We start from the raw sequence: 22,662 nt of genomic DNA, 5'->3' as shown, positions 1-22,662 counted from the left end.
CGGCGTCTGAAGCCGTTATTTATCCAGCACGTGCTCAGGCTGGCCGTTTTTCTCTTTGATATCAGTAGGCTGGGCGCCGAAGAGGTCTTTTTCCGCGCCCCACTCGTTGGCGAGCATATCGATCAAGGAGGTGTTGAATTCAGGCCACTCGACCTCATGCATGGCAAGCTGCATCTTGATATTGGCTTCGTAATTTCCGTACTGCGCCACTTCGATACGCGGGAGCGAGTTATAAAAATCAAGAATTTCATGCAGACCTTGGTCGTTGCGCCCTGTTTGCCGGTACTCAGCGCCCATTTTGTCGATGATGTATCTCGCCCATTCATTGTGCTGATCGGTTCGTTCGGCGCGCGCCGCCCTGCGCTCATTAATGGTAAATGCGCCGCTTTCGTCATAAATGATCAAGCTTAGCTGCTCACGGCTTAACCCTTTGAAGGGGTTGTCCCCTCGACCTGTTGCAAAGGCATTGGCCTGGCGCGCACGCTCAAGCAACTCGGGGTCATCCGTATCCGGCAAGAAGTTATCGAAAAAGTCCTTCGCGAGCAGATAAGCATCCCCTCCAATCTTATCGAGAACCTTCGACGCAAAATCCGCCAGTTCCTTGCGCGATAGCGAAGCATCCCTGGCCGCAGCGCGCTCCGCAGCAGCAGCCAATTGCTTGGCGAAGCTCGAAAGTTCAACCTCCGGCTGCGCACTTTCATCAAGTTCTTTGCTCTCAACCACGGCGCTGCTTTCTGGCGATCGCCTAACACCGGAAACGGAAGAAAATTGACTGCGCACATTAATATTTCCGATGTTTTCCAAAACCGAACCTCCTTGAAAGCAGAGTATGTAATGACTGCACTTCGCCACTCAGCAGCGAAGTGCAGGAGGTGCTACTTCAATACGGCGTATTACTTCATAGTGAACTCAACAGCCCACGAGCGATCAGCGTTGGTCCGGGTGATGTTCGCGGTACACGTTGCGCCGCCACTGGGTGTGGCGGTTTTGGTCCACTGCGGTTGAGTGATGCCACCAGGCAGTACCCGCATCTGGAAGGTCGTGCCAAAAGCACAGGTTTTGCTGCCGATGGTGTAGCGCAGCATTGCAGCGTTGACATCAGGGCTGACGACCCGTTGAACATCAAAATTGATGGGCACCCCAGGCGCTACCGTCTGCGCTGGTGGCGGTTTTGCAATCTGATAGGTACTCGTTTCGTTAGAGGTCACCAATTTCAGGGTCGCATTCTGTGTGCCCACATTCTTGAACGTCACATTGACGTTCGGCCCAGCCTGAGCCGCTCCCGCCACCAGCAGCAAACCCAGCGCAAAAGTCCCTTTCTTCATAGCTCTACCTCAAAAATTTCCTGTTCATGGATTGAGACACCCGGCACCAAAACCAATCCGCCCACTTCGCTCCCTCTCCCTGGACGAACCTGCCCGGCCTCTCAAACGGCTCGCTGGCATTCGGCGCGAGCCCGTTCGCATCCGGCGCCCCGTATGGGTGCACATCGCCCCCCATCCCGAACCCCGAACGCCACCAAAATAGCCAATTTTCAGGCGTCAAAAAACAAACATTGCGTTCCTTATAGCCAGCCGCCATAAGACCGTTCGTACGTTTTTTGACGAATTTTGAAAAATTTTTTCACATGATGGCGCGAAGCCATCTCGGCAGGGTTTTGCCCTTTATATACGGGGGTGAAACTAAGCAGTGCCATCAAAGTGAAAGTATTTCTCACTGAAAAAATATTTAGAAATCTTTCATGTGTGCGCAACCCAGTTCGGAACTTCTGCCTGGGCGCATCGCTCATAGCACCCGTAACGAGTTTCAAGCGTGCAACGTGAGAGATGACTTACAGATGACAAACGGCCGGTATCCACGACCGGTCCAGAAACTCAGGCAGGCACAACGGGAACCCCCGAAGACCGTGCCAAACAAGGAGAAACGCGCCCCTTACTAATCGTCCTAGTGGTTGATTTCAAAAGGTTTTTTACGTTTGAAAGAACAAGCACAGCAGGTCGCCAAGTGCCTCCTGCAATAAAGACGGCTGCATAATAGGGCACGCCTTTTTAATACTGGCCTTTAACTGCCAACTTAGAGTGCATAACGTTTTGCGCTCCAGATTTATTCATGCCTGCGCTCGGTGAAGTGTGTGTTCGCACTGGCACCGTGCGCCCGAAAACTGCTGGTCAATCAACCCGGTCGGCTCTTGCGAGCAAGGGCTGGCGTGATTAAACACACGAGGTGAATGCGATGCGAATCAGCATCTTTGGTTTGGGTTATGTGGGTGCAGTCTGTGCAGGTTGCCTGTCGGCACGTGGCCATGACGTGATCGGTGTGGATGTGTCGCGCACCAAGATCGACCTGATCAACCAGGGCAAGTCGCCCATCGTCGAACCCGGCCTGGAAGCACTGCTGCAACAAGGCCTGGCCAACGGCCGCCTGCGCGGCACCACCGACTTCGCCGAAGCCATCCGCGCCAGCGACGTCTCGATGATCTGCGTCGGCACCCCGAGCAAGAAGAACGGCGACCTGGGCCTGGAGTACATCGAATCGGTGTGCCGCGAAATCGGCTACGTGCTGCGCGACGCCACCCGCCGCCACACCATCGTGGTACGCAGCACCGTGCTGCCAGGCACCGTGAAGAACGTGGTCATCCCAATCCTGGAAGATTGCTCGGGCAAGAAGGCCGGCGTCGACTTCGGCGTGGCGGTGAACCCTGAGTTCCTGCGTGAAAGCACCGCGATCAAGGACTACGACCACCCGCCAATGACTGTCATCGGCGAGCTGGACAGCGCCAGCGGCGACGTACTGCAAAGCCTCTACGAAGAACTCGACGCTCCGGTGATCCGCAAGCCGATCGAAGTCGCCGAGATGATCAAGTACACCTGCAACGTGTGGCACGCCACCAAAGTCACCTTCGCCAACGAGATCGGCAACATCGCCAAGGCGGTCGGCGTCGATGGCCGCGACGTGATGGACGTGGTCTGCCAGGACAAGGTGCTGAACCTGTCGCAGTACTACATGCGCCCTGGCTTTGCCTTCGGCGGCTCGTGCCTGCCCAAGGACGTGCGCGCCCTCACCTACCGCGCCGCCAGCCTCGACGTGAAAGCGCCGCTGCTCGACTCGCTGATGCGCAGCAACGAGTCCCAGGTGCAGAACGCCTTCGACATCATCGAAAGCCACGACAAACGCAAGGTCGCGCTGCTCGGCCTGTCGTTCAAGGCCGGCACCGACGATTTGCGCGAAAGCCCGCTGGTCGAGCTGGCCGAGCGCCTGATCGGCAAAGGCTACGAGCTGAACATCTACGACCAGAACGTGGAATACGCCCGCGTGCATGGCGCCAACAAGGAGTACATCGAGTCGAAGATCCCGCACGTCTCGTCCTTGCTCAACGCCGACTTCGAACAGGTCGTGGGCGACGCCGACATCATCGTGCTCGGCAACCGTGACGAGAAATTCCGTGCCCTCGCCCAGCAGGCGCCGGCCGGCAAGCAAGTGATCGACCTGGTCGGCTTCATGACCAAGCCGACCTGCACCACCAGCCGTACCGAAGGCATCTGCTGGTAACCCCGGTCGGGCGGCGCGTCCTTCCCCACCGCGCCGCCCTCCCTACCCTGAATTCTCGACGGATGCCGAACATGCAAAGGTTCCAGACCCTGCTGCTGCAGTGCGCCGGGTGGCTGCTCTACATGAGCCTGCTCATGCTGATCGCCCTGGCTCTGCCCAGCGATATCTTCGACTCGCAGTCCAAGCACTTCATCTTCCTGGTCGGCGCTGTCGGCATCTGGCGCTACTCCATGGGCGCCACGCATTTCATCCGCGGCATGATCTTCCTGTACATCGTCTACCCCTACCTGCGCCGCAAGGTACAGAAGCTGGGCAAGGACGCCGATCCGTCACACGTGTTCCTGATGGTCACCAGTTTTCGGATCGACGCGTTGACCACCGCGCAGGTATACAGCTCGGTGATCCGCGAGGCGATCAACTGCGGCTACCCGACCACCGTGGTCTGCTCGCTGGTGGAGATGAGCGACGAACTGCTGATCAAAAGCCTGTGGGCCAAGTACAACCCGCCCGAGCACGTCACCCTGGACTTCGTACGCATCGCCGGCACCGGCAAGCGCGACGGCCTGGCCTACGGATTCCGCGCCATCTCGCGGATGATGCCGGACGATAACGCGGTTGCGGCAGTGATCGACGGCGACACCGTGCTGGAGCCGGGCGTGGTACGCAAGACCGTGCCGTGGTTCAAGCTCTACCCCAACGTCGGTGGCCTGACCACCAACGAATTCTGCGAAGTGCGCGGCGGCTACATCATGAGCGAGTGGCACAAGCTGCGCTTCGCCCAGCGCCACATCAACATGTGCTCGATGGCCCTGTCCAAGCGCGTGCTGACCATGACCGGGCGCATGTCGATGTTCCGCGCCACCGTGGTGACCAACCCCGAGTTCATCGCCGACGTCGAAAGCGACTCGCTGATGCACTGGCGCCTGGGCCGCTTCAAGTTCCTCACCGGCGACGACAAGTCCAGCTGGTTCAGCCTGATGCGCCTGGGCTACGACACCTTCTACGTGCCAGACGCGGCCATCAATACCGTGGAGCACCCGCCGGAGAAGAGCTTCATCAAGGCCAGTCGCAAGCTCATGTACCGCTGGTACGGCAACAACCTGCGGCAGAACTCCCGCGCCCTGGGCCTGGGCCTCAAGCGCCTGGGGCTGTTCACCAGCATCGTGCTGCTCGACCAGCGCGTGTCGATGTGGACCAGCCTGCTGGGGCTGACCGTGGCGGTGATCGCCAGCTTCAAGTTCGGCCTGCAGTTCTTGCTGGTGTACCTGCTGTGGATCGGCATCACCCGCCTGATCCTCACAGTCATGTTGCTGTGCTCGGGCCACAACATAGGCCCAGCCTACCCGCTGATTCTCTATTACAACCAGATCGTCGGCGCGCTGATGAAGATCTACGTGTTCTTCCGTCTCGACAAGCAGTCCTGGACCCGCCAGCCAACTGCCCTCAAGCGTGACCTCGCCAGCTTTCAACAATGGTTCAACACCTGGTCCTCGCGGACCATGACCTTCTCGGCCGCGAGCATCTTCGTCGCCGTGCTGTTCATGGTCGTGTGAGCCACCCCGGATCGGATAACAGGAACGAAATCGCCATGAATACCGCCGTGAACGTCAATGTCGTGCATGAGTCCGAAGCGCAGCGTCAGCACGCCCGGGTCCGTATCCCCGCCAAGCTGCGCTACCGCGACGCGAATAACGAGGCGCAAGAAGTAAAGGTCGACGACCTGTCCGCTGGCGGCCTGTCGTTCCACGCCAAGAGCGCCCTGCCGGTGGACCACGTGATGCGCGGTCGCTTGCAGTTCGTGGTGGACAACCTGGGCCTGTCGATGGACGTGGAGTTCCTGGTGCGTACCAGCAACCCACAAACCGGCCGTACCGGTGCCGAGTTCCAGAACCTCGAACCGCGCGACATCGCCACCTTGCGCCACATCATCACCACCCACCTGTCCGGTGAGCTGATCAGCGTGGGCGATGTGCTCAGCACCCTGCAACGCGACAACTTCACCAAGGCGCGCAAGCAGCGCGATTCCGGTTCGGGCCTGTCGGCGTTCGGCCGTCTGCGGGCGGTCACCGTGACTGCTGGGGTGTTCGCCCTGGGCCTGGTCGCCTTCGGGTTCGTCGCCAAATCGCTGTACGGCCTGTACTTCGTCAGCCACGCCGAAGCCGGCGTGGTAGCGGTGCCGACCACCCAAGTCACCATGCCCCGTGACGGCAGCGTGCAGAGCCTGGTGGAAAGCGGCGCGAGCGTGGCCAAAGGCGCACCGCTGGCCACCTTCAACACCAGCATGCTCGACCTGCTCAAAGGCCACCTGGACGATTCGCAGCTCGAGCCTGCGAAAGTCGAGGAACTGTTCGGCAAGCAACTCTCCGGCACCCTCACCAGCCCGTGCGATTGCGTGGTGTCGCGCCAACTGGTGGATGACGGCCAGTACGCCAGCAAAGGCCAGCCGGTGTTCGCCCTGGTGCCTCGCACCACCACCCCGACCATCGAGGCACGGTTCAGCTATCGCCAGTTCGACGAAGTCAAGCCAGGCACTCGGGTCAACTTCCAGATCGCCGGCGACGACGAAGTGCGCAGCGGCCACATCGTCGGCAGCCAGAGCCTGGACACCGAAAACCTGGCGTCCGACATCCGCGTGCAGATCAAGCCTGACGAAGGCCTGCCAGCCGAACTCGCCGGTCGCCCGGTTTCGGTCAACAGCGACCGTGGCCCTTCGCTGAACTGGCTGATCGACAAGGCCGTGGCCCGCGGGCTGTAAGAGGACCGATCGATGAAACCTTTCAACAGTGTTCCTGCTGTGGGGGCAGTGTCGCCTGGATCGCGGCACAAGACCGCGCCTGCCCTTATCGACTCGGTCCCTGTAGGAGCGGCCTTGGGCCTCGATCGAGCGCGCAGCGCTCGCCCGATGACATGGTGCGCCCTGGCCGCCGCCATCACCCTGGCCGGCTGCGCCGGCTTGCCCGACCAGCGCCTGGCCAATGAAGCGCTCAAGCGTGGCGATACCGCCACCGCCGAGCGCAACTACAAGGCCCTGGCCGACCTGGGCTACAGCGACGCGCAAGTGGGCCTGGCCGATATCAAGGTCGCCACCCGCGACCCGGCCAAGCTCAAGGAAGCCGAAGCCACCTACCGCGCCGCCGCCGCCACCTCACCGCGAGCCCAGGCACGCCTTGGGCGCCTGCTGGTGGCCAAGCCTGACAGCACCCAGGCCGAGCGCGAGGAAGCCGAAACCCTGCTCAAGCTGGCCGCCCAGCGTGGCGAGGGCAATACCTTGATCCCGCTGGCAATGCTCTACCTGCAATATCCGCAGAGCTTCCCCAACGTCAATGCCCAGCAGCAGATCGACCAGTGGCGCGCCGCCGGCAATCCCGAGGCAGGTCTGGCCCAGGTGCTGCTGTACCGCACGCAAGGCACCTACGACCAGAACCTGGCCGAGGTGGAGAGGATCTGCAAGGCAGCGCTCACCAGCACCGACATCTGCTACGTCGAGCTTGCCACCGTCTACCAGAAGCGCGCCCAGCCCGACCAGCAGGCCGCCCTGCTCGCCCAGCTCAAGTCGGCCTATGCACGAGGCACCGTACCGGCCAGCCGGGTCGACAGCGTCGCCCGCGTCCTTGCCGACCGCAGCCTTGGCCAGACCGACGAAAAAACCGCCAAGGACCTGCTCGAGCAGGTGGCCCCGGCCAACCCGGCGTCCTGGGTCAGCCTGGCGCAGTTGCTCTACGACTTCCCCGAGCTGGGTGACACCGACCAGCTGATGGCCTACATCGACAAAGGCCGCGAGGCCCAACAGCCACGCGCCGAGCTACTGCTGGGGCGGCTGTACTACGAAGGCCGCAGCGTGCCTGCCGACGCCGCCAAGGCCGAGCAGCACCTGCAAGCCGCCGCCCAGGCTGGCGAAGTGAGCGCCGATTACTACCTCGGCCAGCTCTACCGGCGTGGCTACCTGGGCAACGTCGAGCCGCAGAAAGCCGTCGACCACCTGCTGGCCGCTGCCCGTGGCGGGCAGAACAGCGCCGACTATGCGCTGGCCCAGCTGTTCAGCGAAGGCCACGGGATTCGCCCGATGCCCACCAACGCCTGGGTGTTCGCCCAGTTGTCGCAGACCAACCCGACGCCGCAGTCGACCGAGCTTGCCCAGCAGCTCGACCAGCAACTGACGCCTGAGCAACGCAACCAGGCCCAGCAGTTGCTGATGCAGGAACAGAAAGCCCGCGTGAGCCTGTTCCAGGGCGCCAACAGCACCCTGGCCCTGGAAGCCCTGCAAGACGATGAAACAGCGGTAGATGCCGAGGACTCGCTATGACGCTCAACCCCTTCGTGAAGGCCGGCATCGGCCTGAGTTTCGCCTTGTTGTGGTCGCTGCCGACCCTGGCTGCTGAAACCGCAGCGAAGAACTTCGGCCTGGAAGTGAAGATCACTGGCCAGTCCGAGGACGACCGTGACCTGGGCACCCGCTCCGGCGGCGACGTCAATGGCCTGGGCCTGGACCTGCGCCCGTGGGTGTACGGCGAGCGCGGCAACTGGAGCGCCTATGCCATGGGCCAGGCGGTCGCCGCCAGCGACATCATCGAGACCGACACCCTGCGCCAGAACGACGACGGCACCACCACCGACAGCGGCGACGACAGCCGCAAGCCGGACAAGAGCTACCTGGCCATGCGCGAGTTCTGGATCGGCTACAGCGGTCTGACCGCCTACCCCGGCGAGCAACTGCGCCTGGGCCGCCAGCGGCTGCGCAGCGACGATGGCATGTGGCGCGACACCAACATCGAGGCGCTCAACTGGACCTTCGACACCACACTGCTCAAGGCCGACCTGGGCGTGGCCCAGCGCTTTAGCGAGTACCGTACCGACCTCACCGAGCTGGCCCCGGAAGACAAGGACCGCACCCACCTCTACGGCAACGTCGCCACGCAGTGGACTCCCGGCCACTGGGTCGGCCTGCGCGCACACCACACGCATGACAGCGGCAGCCTCAAGGCCCCTGGGGAAACCGTCGACGCCCTGGACAAGACGCGCACCGGCGACCTCACCTGGCTGGGCCTGGAGGCCAACAGCGACGCCTACAACTGGCGTAACGACCACACCGTCAACTACTGGGGCAGCGTGACCTGGCTGACCGGTGATCGCGACCGCCTCAGCACCACCCAGGTCGGCAACGACCAGGTGGCCACCGGCAAGCAGAGCGGCGACGTCAACGCCTGGGCCACCGACCTGGGTCTGCGCCTGCGCCTGAATCCCAATTGGCAGGTCGGTGCAGCCTATGCCCGAGGCAGCGGTGGTGGCGGCGACGACGGCTCGAACAACTTCGAGCAGACCGGCCTTGAAAGCAACCGCTCCAACTTCACCGGCACCCGCTCACGCGTGCACCGCTTCGGCGAGGCTTTCCGTGGCGAGCTGGGCAACTTGCAGGCAGCCACCCTGTTCGCCAGCTGGCAGTTGCGCGAGGACTACGACGCCAGCTTCATCTACCACAAGTTCTGGCGTGTCGACGGCAAGCAGAACATCGGCTCCAGCGGCATCAACGCAGTGGTCGACGACGGCGGCGTGAACCGTCCGCTGATCCAGGGCGAAAAAGACCTGGGCCAGGAAATGGACGTGGTCGTCACCAAGTACTTCAAGCAAGGCCTGTTGCCGGCTTCGCTGAGCCAGTCGATCGACGAGCCGTCCGCGCTGGTGCGCCTGCGCGCCGGTGTGTTCAAGCCCGGCGATGCCTATGGCAAAGAGGCCGACTCGTACATGCACCGCGCCTTCGTCGACGTGATCTGGCGCTTCTGAAGCCGGGAGAGGACCGTTATGAACCTGCACCCGAACCTTCGCCACAGCCTGCTGGCCAGCGCCTTGCTGCTGGCCAGCGGCCTGGCCGTCGCTGCCGAGCCGGCGGTGATCGCCAAAGAGCTGCAACAGGCCAAGACCTACACGGTCGCCAGCGCGCCCATCGAGCCGCTGCAAATGGATCCGCCCAAGCTGCCTGACCTGTCCGGCTACACCGCCGAGGCGGTGCAGCAGAAGATCGACCGCAGCCACAAGGCCAAGGTCAGCGTGCGCCGCATGCTCCAGGAGGACACCCTCAAGGAGTTCATCGGCGGCGACAACAAAGGCGCCGAATGGGTACGCCGCCAGCACGGTATTCCCCAGGCGATTTTCGTCGACGACGGGCATATCGACCTGGTGGAACTGAGCAAGAAAGTGCCCAGCCAGTACCTGCGCGAAACCGCGCCGGGCGTGTACCTGGCGCGCCTGCCGATCGTGGTAGGACGCAAGGGCGTGCTGGAGATCGACGGCAAGGTCAAGGAGCTGCGCCTGTCCCAGGAAGGCGGATCGTTCATCGTCAACGACGGCAAGCTGTTCGTGCGCGACACCCAGGTCACTGGCTGGCGCGAGCAGGCCAACGGCCCGGCGACCTTCCGCTCGCCTGACGAATTCCGCCCGTTCCTGCTCAGCTGGGGCGGTACCGAGACGTACATCGTCAACAGCAAGATGGCCAGCTTTGGTTACAACAAGTCCAAGTCGTACGGTGTGAGTATTTCCCAGTACACCCCGAACATGGCCAAGCAGATGGGCCGCAGCGAGCCCACCGGCTGGATCGTCGGCTCTGAATTCAGCGACATGTGGTATGGCTTCTACTGCTACGAGACCCGCGATTTCGTGGTCAAGGACAGTACCTACCGCGACAACATCGTCTACGGCATCGACCCCCACGACCGTTCGCACCGCCTGATCATCGCCGGCAACACGGTGTACGGCACCAAGAAGAAGCACGGGATCATCGTCTCGCGCGAGGTCAACGACAGCTGGATCATCAACAACAAGAGCTTCGACAACAAGCTCTCGGGCGTGGTGATCGACCGTAACAGCGTCAACAACCTGATCGCCTACAACGAGATCTACCGCAACCACACCGACGGCATCACCCTGTACGAAAGCGGCGACAACCTGATCTGGGGCAACAAGCTGATCAACAACCGTCGTCACGGCATTCGCGTGCGCAACAGCGTGAACATTCGCCTGTACGAGAACATCGCCATGGCCAACGGCCTGGTCGGCGTGTACGGGCACATCAAGGACCTTTCCGACACCGACCGCGACATCGCCCTCGACCCGTTCGACACCAAAGTGTCGCTGATCGTGGTTGGCGGCGAGCTGGCCGCCAATGGTTCCGGCCCACTGTCGATCGACTCGCCGCTGTCGGTGGAACTGTACAAGGTGTCGATGCTGATGCCACGCAAATCCAGCGGTATCAGCCTCAATGGCGTGCTGGGCGAGCGCCAGGACGAAATCCTCGACCTGCTGGTGCGCCAGCAAAAGGCTGTGCTGATCGACCCGGTCGAACGCCAGACCGAAATGATCGACTAAGGAAGCCCAGACCATGACCATGAACATGATGAAACTGCTGGGCCTGTCCGCCGCCCTCCTGGCCATCAGCCAGGGCGTGCGTGCCGAGGACGTCAAGGCCCCGACCTTCAGCGCCGAGCCATGCTGCCAGCTGTGCCCTGAAGCACACGATGCCAGCCGCTACACCACCCGCTACCAGCAGAACTTCACCACCCTGGTGCAAGCCCAGGGCGACTGGCTGTTCCGCACCCGCGAAGACCTGCGCACCGAATTCGACACCACGGCGCTGGGCTACAAGCGCCTGCAGCAGGTACACGACGCATTCAAGAAGCGCGGCGTGGAACTGGTGGTGGTGTACCAGCCAACTCGCGGCCTGGTGAACCGCAACATGCTCAAGCCCGAAGAAAAAGCCGCCTTCAACTACCAGAAGGCACTGCACAACTACCAGGCCATGCTGCAGCGTTTCGCCAAGATGGGCTACAACGTCCCCGACCTCTCGCCGCTGACCAACGAGCAATTGGCCGCCGCCGACCAAGGCAAAGATTTCTACTTCCGCGGCGACCAACACTGGACCCCCTACGGCGCCGAGCGTGCGGCGAAGATCGTGGCCGATACGGTACACCGGATGCCGGCCTTCGAAGGCATTCCACGCAAGGAATTCGAGACCCACAGGTCTGGGCGAATGGGCAAGACCGGCACCCTGCACAACGTTGCCGGGCAACTGTGCGGCACCAGCTACGCGGTGCAGTACATGGACCAGTTCGCCACCGAACCTAAAGGCGGCGCCAGCGGCGGTGACGACCTGTTCGGCGACGCCGGCAATGCCCAGATCACCCTGGTGGGCACCAGTCACAGCGGCAAGAACTACAACTTCTCGGGCTTCCTGGAGCAGTACATCGGCGCCGATGTGCTCAACGTCGCCTTCCCCGGCGGCGGCCTGGAAGGCTCGATGATCCAGTACCTGGGCAGCGAGGAGTTCCAGAAGAACCCACCGAAGATCCTCATCTGGGAATTCTCGCCGCTGTACCGCCTGGACCAGGAAACCATCTGGCGGCAGATCCTCGCGCTGCTCGACGACGGCTGCGACGACCGCCCGGCGCAATTGAGCGCCAGCGCCACCCTCAAGCCTGGCAAGAACGAGCTGATGGTCAACGGCAAGGGCGGCGTGATCAAGGACCTGGTCAACCGCAACCACCAGATCGACATCCGCTTCGAGGACACCTCGGTGAAAGTCCTGCAGGCCACCCTCTGGTACCTCAATGGTCGTCACGAGGACATCAAGATCGAGAAGCCCGAGACCTCCGACACCGACGGGCGCTTCGTCTTCCAAATGCGCGAAGACGAGGACTGGGCAGGCCAGAACCTGCTCGCCCTGGAGGTCCAAGGGCCGGAAAGCGGCACCCAGAAAGTCGAAGCGAAACTGTGCAAACGCAACAACTTCGCCAGCCCCGCGCAGCACACCGCGCAAGCTGGCCAGTGAGGCGATCATGAACCGTTCAATCCGCTCGTTCGCACCCGCCCTGCTCGCCCTCGCCCTGTTCGGCGGAGCCGCGCAGGCCGCGCTGGTGCCCCCCCAGGGCTACTACGCCGGGATCGAAAAACCCAAGACCGGCGATGGCAATTTCAGCTGCGAGGCCGCGCCCAAGCCGTTCACCGGCCCCCTGCAATTTCGCAGCAAGTACGAGGGCTCCGACAAAGCCCGCGCCACCCTCAACGTCGCGTCGGAAAAGGCCTTTCACAATGCCACCGCCGACATCACGACCCTCGAACGGGGCGTCAGCAAGATGGTCGGCCAGTACATGCGAGACGGCCGTGCCGCGCAGCTCGACTGCGTGCTGACCTGGCTCGACACCTGGGCGCAGGCCGATGCGCTGGAGTCCACCGACTTCAACCACACCGGCAAGTCCATGCGCAAATGGGCGCTGGGCAGCATGAGTGGTTCGTGGCTGCGCCTGAAGTTCTCCAACGACAGGCCACTGGCCGCGCACCAGGCCCAGGCCAAGGAGATCGAACAGTGGTTGGCGCGCCTGGCCGAGCAAACCGTGCGCGACTGGAGCGACCTGCCGCTGGAGAAGATCAACAACCATAGCTATTGGGCTGCATGGTCGGTGATGGCCACCGCCGTGGCCACCGACCGACGCGACCTGTTCGACTGGGCGGTGAAGGAATACAAGATCGGCGCCAACCAGGTCGATGAACAAGGCTTCCTGCCCAACGAAATCAAGCGCAAGCAGCGTGCCCTGGCCTACCACAACTACGCCCTGCCGCCGCTGGCGATGATCGCCACCTTCGCCCAGGCCAACGGCGTGGACCTGCGCGCCGAAAACAACTTCGCCCTGCAACGCCTGGGCGAAGGTGTGCTGGCCGGGGCTCGCGATCCTGTGCATTTCAGCACCCGCGCTGGCGCCAGGCAGGACCTGAAGGACCTCAAGGTCCAGAGCAAGTACGCCTGGCTGGAGCCGTGGTGCGCGCTGTACCACTGCGTTGGCGATACCGCTGAACGCAAGCACGAGATGCAGCCGTTCAACAGCTTCAGGCTCGGCGGCGACATGACCCGGGTCTACGACCCGAGCGCGGAGCAAAAGAAGTAACGCAAGACCTGATGACCAGAGCAACTCTGTGGGAGCGGGCTTGCCCGCGAATGCGATCGATCTGACAACGCTGCTGCGGCGACTGACGCATTCGCGGGCAAGCCCGCTCCCACAGGGGATCGCCTGGCCATGTACTAACTAGGTGGCCTTCCACGTTTTCGTGGGGGGTTTGGGGGGCGCTGTGCCCCGGATGCTGTGCACAACAAGGAGAACCGGGATGGTCTTCTCGTCCAACGTGTTCCTGTTCCTGTTCCTGCCGGTTTTCCTCGGCTTGTACTACGTGAGCGGAAACCGCTATCGCAATCTGCTGTTGCTGGTTGCCAGCTACATCTTCTACGCCTGGTGGCGGGTGGACTTCCTCGCCCTGTTCGCCGGGGTGACCCTGTGGAACTACTGGATCGGCCTGAAAGTCGGCGCCGCCGGGGTACGCACCAAACCCGCACAACGCTGGCTGCTGCTGGGGGTGGGGGTCGACCTGTGCATCCTCGGCTACTTCAAGTACGCCAACTTCGGGGTCGACAGCCTCAACGCGATCATGACCTCGATGGGCCTTGAGCCCTTCATCCTGACCCACGTGCTGCTACCGATCGGTATCTCGTTCTACATCTTCGAGTCGATCAGCTACATCATCGACGTGTACCGCGGCGACACCCCGGCCACACGCAATCTGATCGACTTCGCGGCGTTCGTGGCGATCTTCCCGCACCTGATCGCAGGCCCCGTGCTGCGCTTCAAGGACCTGGTCGACCAGTTCAACAACCGCACCCACACCCTGGACAAGTTCTCCGAAGGCTGCACCCGCTTCATGCAGGGTTTCATCAAGAAAGTCTTCATCGCCGACACCCTGGCGGTGGTGGCCGACCACTGCTTCGCCCTGGAAAACCCCACTACTGGCGACGCCTGGCTGGGTGCGCTGGCGTACACCGCACAGCTGTACTTCGATTTTTCCGGCTACAGCGACATGGCCATCGGCCTGGGCTTGATGATGGGCTTCCGCTTCATGGAAAACTTCAAGCAGCCGTACATCAGCCAGTCGATCACCGAGTTCTGGCGGCGCTGGCACATCAGCCTGTCGACCTGGCTGCGCGACTACCTGTACATCACCCTGGGCGGTAACCGCAAAGGCACCTTCAACACCTACCGCAACCTGTTTCTGACCATGCTGCTGGGCGGGCTGTGGCACGGCGCCAACTTCACCTACATCATCTGGGGCGCCTGGCACGGCCTGTGGCTGGCCATCGAACGCGCACTGGGCATCGACACCAACCCGCAGCGTTTCAACCCGATCAAGTGGGCCTTCACCTTCCTGTTGGTGGTGGTCGGCTGGGTGATCTTCCGCGCCGAGAACCTGCACGTGGCCGCCCGTATGTACGGCGCGATGTTCAGCTTCGGTGAATGGCAATTGTCGGAACTCAACCGCGCCAACCTCACCGGGTTGCAAGTGGCCACGCTGATCGTTGCCTACCTCACCCTGGCGTTCTTCGGACTGCGCGATTTCTACCGCAATGCCACCCCGGCCCCCAAGGCCACCCCGGTGCAGGTCAACGCCGATGGGTCGGTGGGCCTGGACTGGACGCGGATCATGACCCGCGCCCTGGTCCTGCTGCTGTTCATCGCCTCGGTGCTCAAGCTCTCGGCGCAGAGCTACTCACCGTTCCTCTACTTCCAGTTCTGAGGCCCCGATCATGAACCGGACACTTCGTATCACCTATTCGCTGTCGTTCATGGGCCTGCTGGTGGGGCTGGGCGTGTGGTCGCTCGGCGGGCTGGAAAGCTTCAACCGCACCACGCAGATGACCCTGCTCGACGGCAAGCTGGCCAAGGCCGCCGAAACCCACTACGACGCAGAGTTCCCGATCAAGCGCCTGGGCACCAACCTGTGGGCAGCACTGGACTACAAACTGTTCAACGAAGGCCGCCCAGGCGTGGTCCTGGGCCGTGAGCAGTGGCTGTTCAGCGACGAGGAGTTCAAGCCCAGCGTGGCTGCCGAGCAACAGATGCGCGACAACCTGGCGCTGGTGCGCGGGGTGCGCGACACCTTGCAACGCCAAGGCGTGCAACTGGTGCTGGCGATCATTCCGGCCAAGGCGCGGGTCTATGCCGAGTACCTGGGCAAGGAAACGCCGGCCAGCCTGCACGACGACTTGTTCAACCAGTTCCACGCCCAGGTGCGCCAGGCCAATGTGCTGGCCCCCGACCTGCTGGCACCGCTGGAGCAGGCCAAGGCGCGTGGCCAGGTATTCCTGCGCACCGACACGCATTGGACGCCGATGGGCGCCGAGGTCGTCGCCCAGGCCCTGGCCGACACCGTGCAGCGTCAGCAGCTGCTCACTGGCGAACCCCAGGCCTACGTCACCCAAGCCGGCGCCAGCGCGCCGTACAAAGGCGACCTGACTAACTTCCTGCCGCTCGACCCACTGTTCAGCGACCTGCTGCCGCCCCCGGACACCCTGCAGCAACGCTCGACACAGCCGGCACAGGCCGAGGGCGACGGCGACGACGCGCTGTTCGCCGACAACCAGATCCCGGTAGCGCTGGTCGGCACCAGCTACAGCGCCAACCCGCACTGGAACTTCCTCGGCGCGTTGCAGCAGGCGCTGCACAGCGACGTCGCCAACTATGCCGAGGACGGCCACGGCCCGCTGCTGCCGATGCTCAAGTACCTGCAAAGCGACGCCTTCAAGAACGCCCCGCCACAGGTCGTGGTATGGGAGTTCCCCGAACGTTATCTGCCAATGAAAAGCGACCTCAGCCGCTTCGATCCCCAGTGGATCGCGCAGCTGAAGAACACCCGTAAATCCGAAGAAAACCTGGCCCTGTCGTCCAATCGGACGGACCACTGAAGATAGAGAGGAACACGCACATGACCACCAAGACTTCCATTGCCAAAGCCCTCACCCTCGCCGCCGGCCTGTCACTGGCCTCGATGCAGGCCTTCGCCGGTGCCGATGCCGCACTGTACGGGCCGAGCGCACCGAAAGGCTCGACCTTCGTGCGCCTGTACAACGCCACCAACGCGCCGACCGCCGCCTCGGTCGGCAACACCCAGATCAAGCAGGTCGGCGCCCAGGCAAGCAGCGACTTCAGCTTCCTGCCAGGCGGTGACTACACCGCCCAGGTCGGTGGCAAGAGCGTCCCGGTGAAGCTCGCGTCCGACAAGTACTACACCCTGGTCAACAACGCAGGCTCCAATCCGCAACTGATCGAAGAGCCGCCGTTCAAGAACAAGCAGAAAGCCCTGGTGCGCGTACAGAACCTCAGCGACCAGCCGCTGACCCTCAAGACCGCCGACGGCAAGACCGAAGTGGTCAAGGCCGTGGCTGCCAAGGGCCGTGGCGAACGTGAAATCAATCCGGTCAAGGTCAACCTTGCCCTGTATGCAGGCGACAAGAAAGTCGGCGACGTCAAACCCGTCGCCCTGGAGCGCGGCGAAGCGGCCGTGCTGTATGTCACCGGTTCCGGCAACAGCCTGTCGCCGGTGTGGGTAACTCGCCCCGTGGCTAGCAACTGATCCCCCTGCCTCTTAACGACTATTGGAGAAACATGATGATCCCGGTAATTCTTTCTGGTGGTAGCGGTTCGCGTCTGTGGCCTCTGTCGCGCAAGCAGTTCCCTAAGCAGTTCCTGGCCCTGACCGGCGAGCACACTTTGTTCCAGCAGACCATCGAGCGTCTGGTATTCGAAGGCATGGACACCCCTATCGTGGTATGCAACAAGGACCACAAGTTCATCGTCCAGGAACAACTGGCGGCGTTGCAGCTCGACACCCAGTCGATCCTGATGGAGCCGTTCGGCCGCAACACGGCCCCTGCGGTGGCCATGGCCGCCATGAAACTGGTCAACGAAGGCCGTGACGAGCTGATGCTGGTACTGCCAGCCGACCACGTGATCGAGGACCAAAAGGCCCTGCAACGCGCCTTGGCCCTGGCCACTGTGGCTGCCGAGCGCGGCGAGATGGTGCTGTTCGGCGTACCGGCCACCAAGCCTGAGACCGGCTATGGCTATATCCGCTCCAGCCAGGACGCCCTGCTGCCCGAAGGCGTGGCACGGGTAGCGCAGTTCGTCGAGAAGCCCGATGAAAAACGCGCCAACGAGTTCGTGCGCGCCGGCGGTTACTTCTGGAACAGCGGCATGTTCCTGTTCCGTGCCAGCCGCTTCCTCGAAGAGCTGAAGAAGCACGACCCGGACATCTACGACACCTGCCTGCTGGCCCTGGAGCGCAGCACCGAAGAGGCCGACGTGCTGAGCATCGACGAAGCCACCTTCGCCTGCTGCCCGGACAACTCCATCGACTACGCGGTGATGGAAAAGACCCAGCGCGCCTGCGTGGTACCGCTGTCGGCCGGCTGGAGCGACGTAGGCTGCTGGTCGTCGCTGTGGGATGTGCACGAGAAAGACGACAACGGCAACGTCACCAAAGGCGATGTGGTGGTGCAGGACAGCCACAACTGCATGATCCACGGCAACGGCAAGCTGGTGTCGGTGATCGGCCTTGAGAACATCGTGGTGGTCGAGACCAAGGACGCCATGATGATCGCCCACAAGGACAAGGTCCAAGGCGTCAAGCAACTGGTCAACACACTCGATGCGCAAGGTCGCAGCGAGACCCAGAACCACCTTGAGGTGTACCGCCCGTGGGGCTCGTACGACTCGGTGGACATGGGCGGACGTTTCCAGGTCAAGCACATCACCGTCAAGCCAGGCGCGGCACTGTCGTTGCAGATGCACCACCACCGCGCCGAGCACTGGATCGTGGTCAGCGGCACGGCCGAGGTGACCTGCGACGAGAACGTGTTCCTGCTGACCGAAAACCAGTCCACCTACATCCCGATCGCCTCGGTGCACCGCCTGCGCAACCCCGGCAAGATCCCACTGGAGATCATTGAGGTGCAGTCCGGCAGCTACCTGGGTGAAGACGACATCGAACGCTTCGAGGACGTCTATGGCCGCACGTCCACGCCAGTCGAGCGCGGGGTATCGGTGAAGACCATCGCGCAGTAAAAGCTGCGAGCTGCAAGCTGCAAGAAAAAGCGGGGCGCCGGGGGATCGAAATGCTCGATTCACCGCCGCTGCGCTTCTTCTTGTGGCTTGAAGCTTGAAGCTTGCAGCTTCAAGATGATGGAACACCCGCCACCAAGGCATGCCCCACCATGATCATCGGCGCCCTGCTCATCCTCACCTGGCTGGTTCTGCTGCTGCGCTATCCGGCCAAGGCCGTGCCGATTTCCCTCGCGGGCGTCTGTGGCCTGGGGCTGGTGGCGTTGTACGTGGTCTGGCAGGACAACCGCGAAGCGTCGCAACTGGCACGCTTGGATATCCGCCTAAGCTATGCCCCCGACCAGTGCCCTGCAGACCGTGCGCTGCATGTACGCATGAAGAATGGCAACCAGGTCCCGCTCACCGAACTGCGCTGGCGCGTGGCGGCCTATGCCCCCGGCGACACGGCCAACCTCGCCGAGAACACCTACAATGCACCGCGCTATCGTGGCCCTGGCGAATTGCAGCCGGGCAGCGAATGGACCGACTGCCTGCCGCTGCCGCCACTGCGCGCGGGGTATCGACCGCAGACCCTGGAGTTTCGGGCTGAGCATCTGCAAGGTACATTCGCCAACTGATGTGTCGGCTGTACCGGCCTCTTCGCGGGTGAACCCGCTCCCACAGGTACTGCACGCGCCTCAACGCCGGTGTAATGGCACAGGCAACCTCAACCACAGCTGACAACAGGACCCCCCCATGCCCACCGTCCTCATCACCGGTTGTTCCAGCGGCATTGGCCGCGCCCTGGCCGACGCCTTCCGCGATGCCGGATACAGCGTCTGGGCCACTGCCCGCAAACGACAGGATGTCGAGCAACTGGCGGCGGCTGGCTTCACCGCGCGGCAACTGGACGTCAACGACGCCCCCGCCCTCGCCCTGCTGGCCGATGAACTGGAGCACCTGGATATCCTCATCAACAATGCCGGCTACGGCGCCATGGGCCCGCTGCTCGACGGTGGCGTCGAGGCCATGCGCCAGCAGTTCGAAACCAACGTGTTCGCCTTGGTCGGCGTGACCCGCGCACTGTTCCCGCTGTTGCGGCGCAGTCGTGGGTTGGTGGTGAACATCGGCAGCGTGTCGGGCGTGCTGGTCACCCCGTTCGCCGGCGCCTACTGCGCCTCCAAGGCCGCCGTGCACGGGCTGAGCGACGCCCTGCGCCTGGAACTGGCGCCGTTCGGTATCCGCGTGATGGAAGTGCAACCGGGGGCGATTGCCTCGCAGTTCGCCAGCAATGCCCAGCAGCAAGCCGAGCAGGTGCTGGCTACCGACTCGCCCTGGTGGCCGCTGCGCGAGCAGATTCAAGCCCGCGCACGGGCCTCGCAGGACCGACCTACGCCCGCTGCGGCGTTCGCCCAGCAATTGCTCGCTGCTACCGGCAAGTCGCCCGTGCCGGCCTTGGTGCGTATCGGCAATGGCAGCACGGCGCTGCCGTTGCTGGCGCGCCTGCTGCCCCAGCGTTTGCTCGACTGGGTACTACGCAAGAGGTTCGGCTTGCTTCGGCCGCTCTGACCTGGCGCTCCTACACAGGCTCATCCGACTTTGTCGAACGCCTGCCAGCCGCCACCGAGCGCCTTGTATAGCCCGACCAACGCCTGCGATACCGCCGCCGAGCTGTCGATCCACTGCGCTTCGCTGGCCAGCAGCGCCGACTGCACCGTCAGCACGTTGAGAAAGTCCACCGCGCCTTCCACGTATTGGCGCTGAGCGGCCTCCAAGGCGATGCGATTCTGCCGCACCGCCTCGGCCAGGTGGTCGCGGCGCAGTTGGCTGGCGTTGTACAGGCGCAGCACATCGTCGATCTCGTGCCAGGCGCCGAGTACCACCTTGCGATAATTCAGCGCCGCTTCCTGCTGCTGCGCCTCGCGCAATTGCAGCGTGCCCTTGAGCCGTCCGCCCTCGAAAATCGGCAGCGACAGCTGCGGGCCGAAGGCGAAGCGACGCGAATCCCAAGCGCCAAAATCGGACAGTTGCAGGGCCTGGAAACCGACGCTGCCGGACAGCCGAATGCGCGGATAGAAGTCGGCCTTGGCCACGCCGATACTGGCGGTGGCCGCATGCAGACGGGCTTCGGCCTGGCGGATGTCGGGGCGGCGCTCGGCGAGTTCCGAGGGCACGCCAATGCCGAAGCGTTGCAGCGGCGCGGGCAGTTCGCCTGGCGCGCGCAACGAGTCCTGCAAGGCACGCGGCGGCTCTGCGGCGAGCAGGCTCAAGGCATTGATCAGGTCGTCGCGGCGGGCTTGCAGGGTGGGCAGGCGCGCCTCGATGGAGGCCACTTGCGCGCTTGCCTGGGCCACGTCGAGCTGGGTGGCGACGCCTTCGGCCTGGCGATCCTCGGAGAGCTTGAGGCTGTGCCGGGCCAGCTTGAGGTTGTCCTCGGTCACCTGCAAGGTGTGCTGCACGGCGCGCAGTTGGATGTAGTTGCCAGCAGTCTCCGAAAGCAGTGCCAGCAACACCGCGCGGCGGTCGTTCTCGGCCACCTCGACGCTGGCGTCGGCGGCTTCGACCTGGCGCCGCACACGGCCCCACAGGTCCAGCTCCCAGCCGGCGACCAAATCGCCCTGCCACAGGTTGTAGGCTTTTTTACCGGCGTTACCCGACGGGTCATTCAGGCCTTCGGCGCTGTTGCGTGCGCGGCTGTAGCCGGCGTTCGCATCCACCGACGGTGCTTGATCTGCCGCCAGCGTGCCGCGTAGGGCACGGCTTTGCAGCAAGCGCGCACTGGCCATCTGCAAGTCGAGGTTACGCTCGGCGACCTGCTTGATCAGCGCACTGAGCTGGGCGTCGTGGAAACTGTCCCACCAGCGCAGCTCCAGCGGTTCGGCCAGCGGCTGGCTGACTGCGGCCTCGCCTTGAAGCGCGGCCCAGTCTTGCGGCGCATCGGTAGCCGGGCGCTGGAAATCCGGGCCGAGGGTGCAACCAGCCAGAAGCATAGCCAGCAACACCGGGGCCGCTGCGCGCCCCTTTCGCGCCCCAAGGCCGCTCGCGATCCCTTGTATGAGCGGCCTTGTGCCGCGAAAGGGCTGCGCAGCAGCCCCATTGGCCTCGACTTTTTCATCCCGCCCACTCATCGCGCAGTCACCTCTTTGCCGGCCAGCGTATCGCCGTGGGTATCGATGGTCGCCTCCACCGACATGCCCACCCGCAGCCGTGCGAGCAGCGGCTGGCCGTCATCGAAGACGATCTTCACTGGAATGCGCTGCACCACCTTGGTGAAGTTGCCGGTGGCGTTGTCCGGCTTGACCGCCGCGAAGGTCACGCCGGTGGCCGGGGCGATGCTCTGGACATGGCCGTGGAGCGTTTCGCCCGAGAAGGTATCGACGCTGATGCTCACCGGCTGGCCCGGCTGCACATGGGTCAGCTGGGTTTCCTGGAAATTGCCGACGATGTAGGCCCGCGCCAACGGCACCACCGACAGCAGGCGCGCGCCGGGGTTGACGTAGGCGCCCACGCGCAGCGCACGCTCGCCAACCATGCCGTCCACCGGTGCGCTGATGCGCGTGTAGGACAGGTCGAGTTGAGCCTTTTCCAGCCCTGCTTCGGCACGTTTGAGCTGGCCGTCGGCACTGGCCACCTGGGCCGTGAGGATATCCACCTGCTTGCGTGTGGCCACCAGCGCTGCCTGGGTATTGGCCAGCCGCGCGCGGGCCTGATCAACCCGGCTGCGCGCCTGCTGGGCGTTCTGCACGGTGCCGGCGCCCTGCTCGGCCAGGCGGCTGTAGCGTCCCACTTCATGATCGGCGAACGCCGCCTCGGCCTGCGCCGCCTTCACCGCGGCCTCAGCCTGGGCGATCAGCGCCGCCTGGCGCTCCAGGGTGGCGCGGGCGTCCAGGCTCTGGGCCTTGGCCACCAGCAACTGCGCCTGGGCCGCATCAAGGGCTGCCTGATAGTCGCGATCATCGAGAATGGCCAGCAGTTGGCCTGCGCTGACCTGCTGGTTGTCCTCCACCAGCACGTCCTTGATAAAACCGGCCACCTTGGGCGCCACCACGGTGTAGTCGGCCGTGACGTAGGCGTCGTTGGTGCTCTGGCGCTGATCGCTGCCAAACATCCAGGGGCCGACGATGGCGGCCAGTACAGCCACGGCGAGCACCGAGCCGATGAAAAGCGTTTTGCGGTTGGGGGTCATTTGGCGTTTCTCGAATTCATCCAC

The 22,662-nt window shown here is 63.4% G+C and carries 18 protein-coding genes; 14 read left to right on the top strand and 4 right to left on the bottom strand.

Going from position 1 to position 22,662, the window contains the following annotated elements:
• Positions 1-15: 15 nt before the first annotated feature.
• A complete protein-coding gene (locus ACNFIC_RS16510) occupies positions 16-804 on the bottom strand; it encodes a hypothetical protein (protein WP_416781449.1) in 789 nt (262 codons plus the stop codon).
• A gap of 89 nt (positions 805-893) precedes the next feature.
• A complete protein-coding gene (locus ACNFIC_RS16505) occupies positions 894-1,325 on the bottom strand; it encodes a hypothetical protein (protein WP_416781448.1) in 432 nt (143 codons plus the stop codon).
• Between the two features lie 907 nt (positions 1,326-2,232).
• Between ACNFIC_RS16505 and ACNFIC_RS16500 the strand changes: the two genes are divergently transcribed.
• The 14 genes from ACNFIC_RS16500 to ACNFIC_RS16435 all read left to right on the top strand — a co-directional run bounded on the left by ACNFIC_RS16500 (position 2,233) and on the right by ACNFIC_RS16435 (position 20,021).
• Complete coding sequence (locus tag ACNFIC_RS16500) at positions 2,233-3,549, top strand: nucleotide sugar dehydrogenase (protein WP_138219843.1); 1,317 nt, start codon at positions 2,233-2,235, stop codon at positions 3,547-3,549.
• Positions 3,550-3,620: 71 nt separating this feature from the next.
• On the top strand, positions 3,621-5,102 hold the full coding sequence (locus tag ACNFIC_RS16495) for a glycosyltransferase family 2 protein (protein ID WP_416781447.1): 1,482 nt from the start codon (positions 3,621-3,623) through the stop codon (positions 5,100-5,102).
• Between the two features lie 35 nt (positions 5,103-5,137).
• Entirely contained in the window at positions 5,138-6,304 is a 1,167-nt protein-coding gene (locus ACNFIC_RS16490; protein ID WP_138219840.1) for an alginate biosynthesis protein Alg44, read from the top strand.
• Between the two features lie 147 nt (positions 6,305-6,451).
• Complete coding sequence (gene algK, locus ACNFIC_RS16485; protein ID WP_138220042.1) at positions 6,452-7,852, top strand: alginate biosynthesis TPR repeat lipoprotein AlgK; 1,401 nt, start codon at positions 6,452-6,454, stop codon at positions 7,850-7,852.
• Positions 7,849-9,327, top strand: coding sequence for an alginate export family protein (locus tag ACNFIC_RS16480; protein ID WP_416781446.1), 1,479 nt, complete (start codon positions 7,849-7,851; stop codon positions 9,325-9,327). The genes algK and ACNFIC_RS16480 overlap by 4 nt, the downstream gene beginning before the upstream one ends.
• Positions 9,328-9,345: 18 nt before the next feature.
• Positions 9,346-10,905, top strand: a complete 1,560-nt coding sequence (gene algG / locus ACNFIC_RS16475) for a mannuronan 5-epimerase AlgG (protein ID WP_138219836.1) — start codon at positions 9,346-9,348, stop codon at positions 10,903-10,905.
• A 13-nt stretch (positions 10,906-10,918) separates the two neighbouring features.
• Positions 10,919-12,364 (top strand): alginate O-acetyltransferase, encoded by a 1,446-nt coding sequence (locus tag ACNFIC_RS16470; protein ID WP_416781445.1) that lies wholly within the window; start codon positions 10,919-10,921, stop codon positions 12,362-12,364.
• Positions 12,365-12,371: 7 nt separating this feature from the next.
• The gene (locus tag ACNFIC_RS16465; RefSeq protein WP_416781444.1) at positions 12,372-13,475 is read left to right on the top strand and encodes a mannuronate-specific alginate lyase; all 1,104 of its coding nucleotides are present in this window, start codon (positions 12,372-12,374) and stop codon (positions 13,473-13,475) included.
• Positions 13,476-13,692: 217 nt separating this feature from the next.
• Positions 13,693-15,150, top strand: a complete 1,458-nt coding sequence (locus ACNFIC_RS16460; RefSeq protein WP_138219833.1) for an MBOAT family O-acyltransferase — start codon at positions 13,693-13,695, stop codon at positions 15,148-15,150.
• A gap of 10 nt (positions 15,151-15,160) precedes the next feature.
• Complete coding sequence (locus ACNFIC_RS16455; RefSeq protein ID WP_138219831.1) at positions 15,161-16,318, top strand: alginate O-acetyltransferase; 1,158 nt, start codon at positions 15,161-15,163, stop codon at positions 16,316-16,318.
• 20 nt (positions 16,319-16,338) lie between these two features.
• Complete coding sequence (locus ACNFIC_RS16450; protein ID WP_416781443.1) at positions 16,339-16,986, top strand: alginate O-acetyltransferase AlgF; 648 nt, start codon at positions 16,339-16,341, stop codon at positions 16,984-16,986.
• Between the two features lie 35 nt (positions 16,987-17,021).
• A complete protein-coding gene (locus ACNFIC_RS16445; protein WP_138220040.1) occupies positions 17,022-18,476 on the top strand; it encodes a mannose-1-phosphate guanylyltransferase/mannose-6-phosphate isomerase in 1,455 nt (484 codons plus the stop codon).
• Positions 18,477-18,625: 149 nt separating this feature from the next.
• The gene (locus ACNFIC_RS16440; RefSeq protein WP_138219828.1) at positions 18,626-19,090 is read left to right on the top strand and encodes a multidrug transporter; all 465 of its coding nucleotides are present in this window, start codon (positions 18,626-18,628) and stop codon (positions 19,088-19,090) included.
• A gap of 118 nt (positions 19,091-19,208) precedes the next feature.
• Positions 19,209-20,021: an SDR family oxidoreductase gene (locus tag ACNFIC_RS16435; protein ID WP_138219826.1), complete on the top strand. Its 813-nt coding sequence runs from the start codon at positions 19,209-19,211 to the stop codon at positions 20,019-20,021.
• A gap of 20 nt (positions 20,022-20,041) precedes the next feature.
• On the opposite strand, the gene ACNFIC_RS16430 is transcribed toward ACNFIC_RS16435, so the two are convergent.
• Both ACNFIC_RS16430 and ACNFIC_RS16425 read right to left on the bottom strand, forming a co-directional pair.
• Positions 20,042-21,442, bottom strand: a complete 1,401-nt coding sequence (locus ACNFIC_RS16430) for an efflux transporter outer membrane subunit (protein WP_416781442.1) — start codon at positions 21,440-21,442, stop codon at positions 20,042-20,044.
• Positions 21,443-21,576: 134 nt separating this feature from the next.
• Entirely contained in the window at positions 21,577-22,638 is a 1,062-nt protein-coding gene (locus ACNFIC_RS16425) for an HlyD family secretion protein (RefSeq protein WP_138219822.1), read from the bottom strand.
• Positions 22,639-22,662: the final 24 nt, after the last annotated feature.

The sequence above is a fragment of the Pseudomonas sp. NY15463 genome (genome assembly GCF_048068415.1).
Classification (GTDB): domain Bacteria; phylum Pseudomonadota; class Gammaproteobacteria; order Pseudomonadales; family Pseudomonadaceae; genus Aquipseudomonas; species Aquipseudomonas mosselii_C.
This window is presented reverse-complemented; position numbering and strand designations above follow the sequence as displayed.

Coding starts and splice junctions, on each gene's coding strand:
- ACNFIC_RS16455 (WP_138219831.1), top strand. CDS start 15,161: ATGAACCGGACACTTCGTATCACCTATTCGCTGTCGTTCATGGGCCTG.
- ACNFIC_RS16440 (WP_138219828.1), top strand. CDS start 18,626: ATGATCATCGGCGCCCTGCTCATCCTCACCTGGCTGGTTCTGCTGCTG.
- ACNFIC_RS16460 (WP_138219833.1), top strand. CDS start 13,693: ATGGTCTTCTCGTCCAACGTGTTCCTGTTCCTGTTCCTGCCGGTTTTC.
- algK (WP_138220042.1), top strand. CDS start 6,452: ATGACATGGTGCGCCCTGGCCGCCGCCATCACCCTGGCCGGCTGCGCC.
- ACNFIC_RS16480 (WP_416781446.1), top strand. CDS start 7,849: ATGACGCTCAACCCCTTCGTGAAGGCCGGCATCGGCCTGAGTTTCGCC.
- ACNFIC_RS16505 (WP_416781448.1), bottom strand. CDS start 1,325: ATGAAGAAAGGGACTTTTGCGCTGGGTTTGCTGCTGGTGGCGGGAGCG.
- algG (WP_138219836.1), top strand. CDS start 9,346: ATGAACCTGCACCCGAACCTTCGCCACAGCCTGCTGGCCAGCGCCTTG.
- ACNFIC_RS16425 (WP_138219822.1), bottom strand. CDS start 22,638: ATGACCCCCAACCGCAAAACGCTTTTCATCGGCTCGGTGCTCGCCGTG.
- ACNFIC_RS16465 (WP_416781444.1), top strand. CDS start 12,372: ATGAACCGTTCAATCCGCTCGTTCGCACCCGCCCTGCTCGCCCTCGCC.
- ACNFIC_RS16495 (WP_416781447.1), top strand. CDS start 3,621: ATGCAAAGGTTCCAGACCCTGCTGCTGCAGTGCGCCGGGTGGCTGCTC.
- ACNFIC_RS16490 (WP_138219840.1), top strand. CDS start 5,138: ATGAATACCGCCGTGAACGTCAATGTCGTGCATGAGTCCGAAGCGCAG.
- ACNFIC_RS16500 (WP_138219843.1), top strand. CDS start 2,233: ATGCGAATCAGCATCTTTGGTTTGGGTTATGTGGGTGCAGTCTGTGCA.
- ACNFIC_RS16430 (WP_416781442.1), bottom strand. CDS start 21,442: ATGCTTCTGGCTGGTTGCACCCTCGGCCCGGATTTCCAGCGCCCGGCT.
- ACNFIC_RS16450 (WP_416781443.1), top strand. CDS start 16,339: ATGACCACCAAGACTTCCATTGCCAAAGCCCTCACCCTCGCCGCCGGC.
- ACNFIC_RS16470 (WP_416781445.1), top strand. CDS start 10,919: ATGACCATGAACATGATGAAACTGCTGGGCCTGTCCGCCGCCCTCCTG.
- ACNFIC_RS16445 (WP_138220040.1), top strand. CDS start 17,022: ATGATCCCGGTAATTCTTTCTGGTGGTAGCGGTTCGCGTCTGTGGCCT.
- ACNFIC_RS16435 (WP_138219826.1), top strand. CDS start 19,209: ATGCCCACCGTCCTCATCACCGGTTGTTCCAGCGGCATTGGCCGCGCC.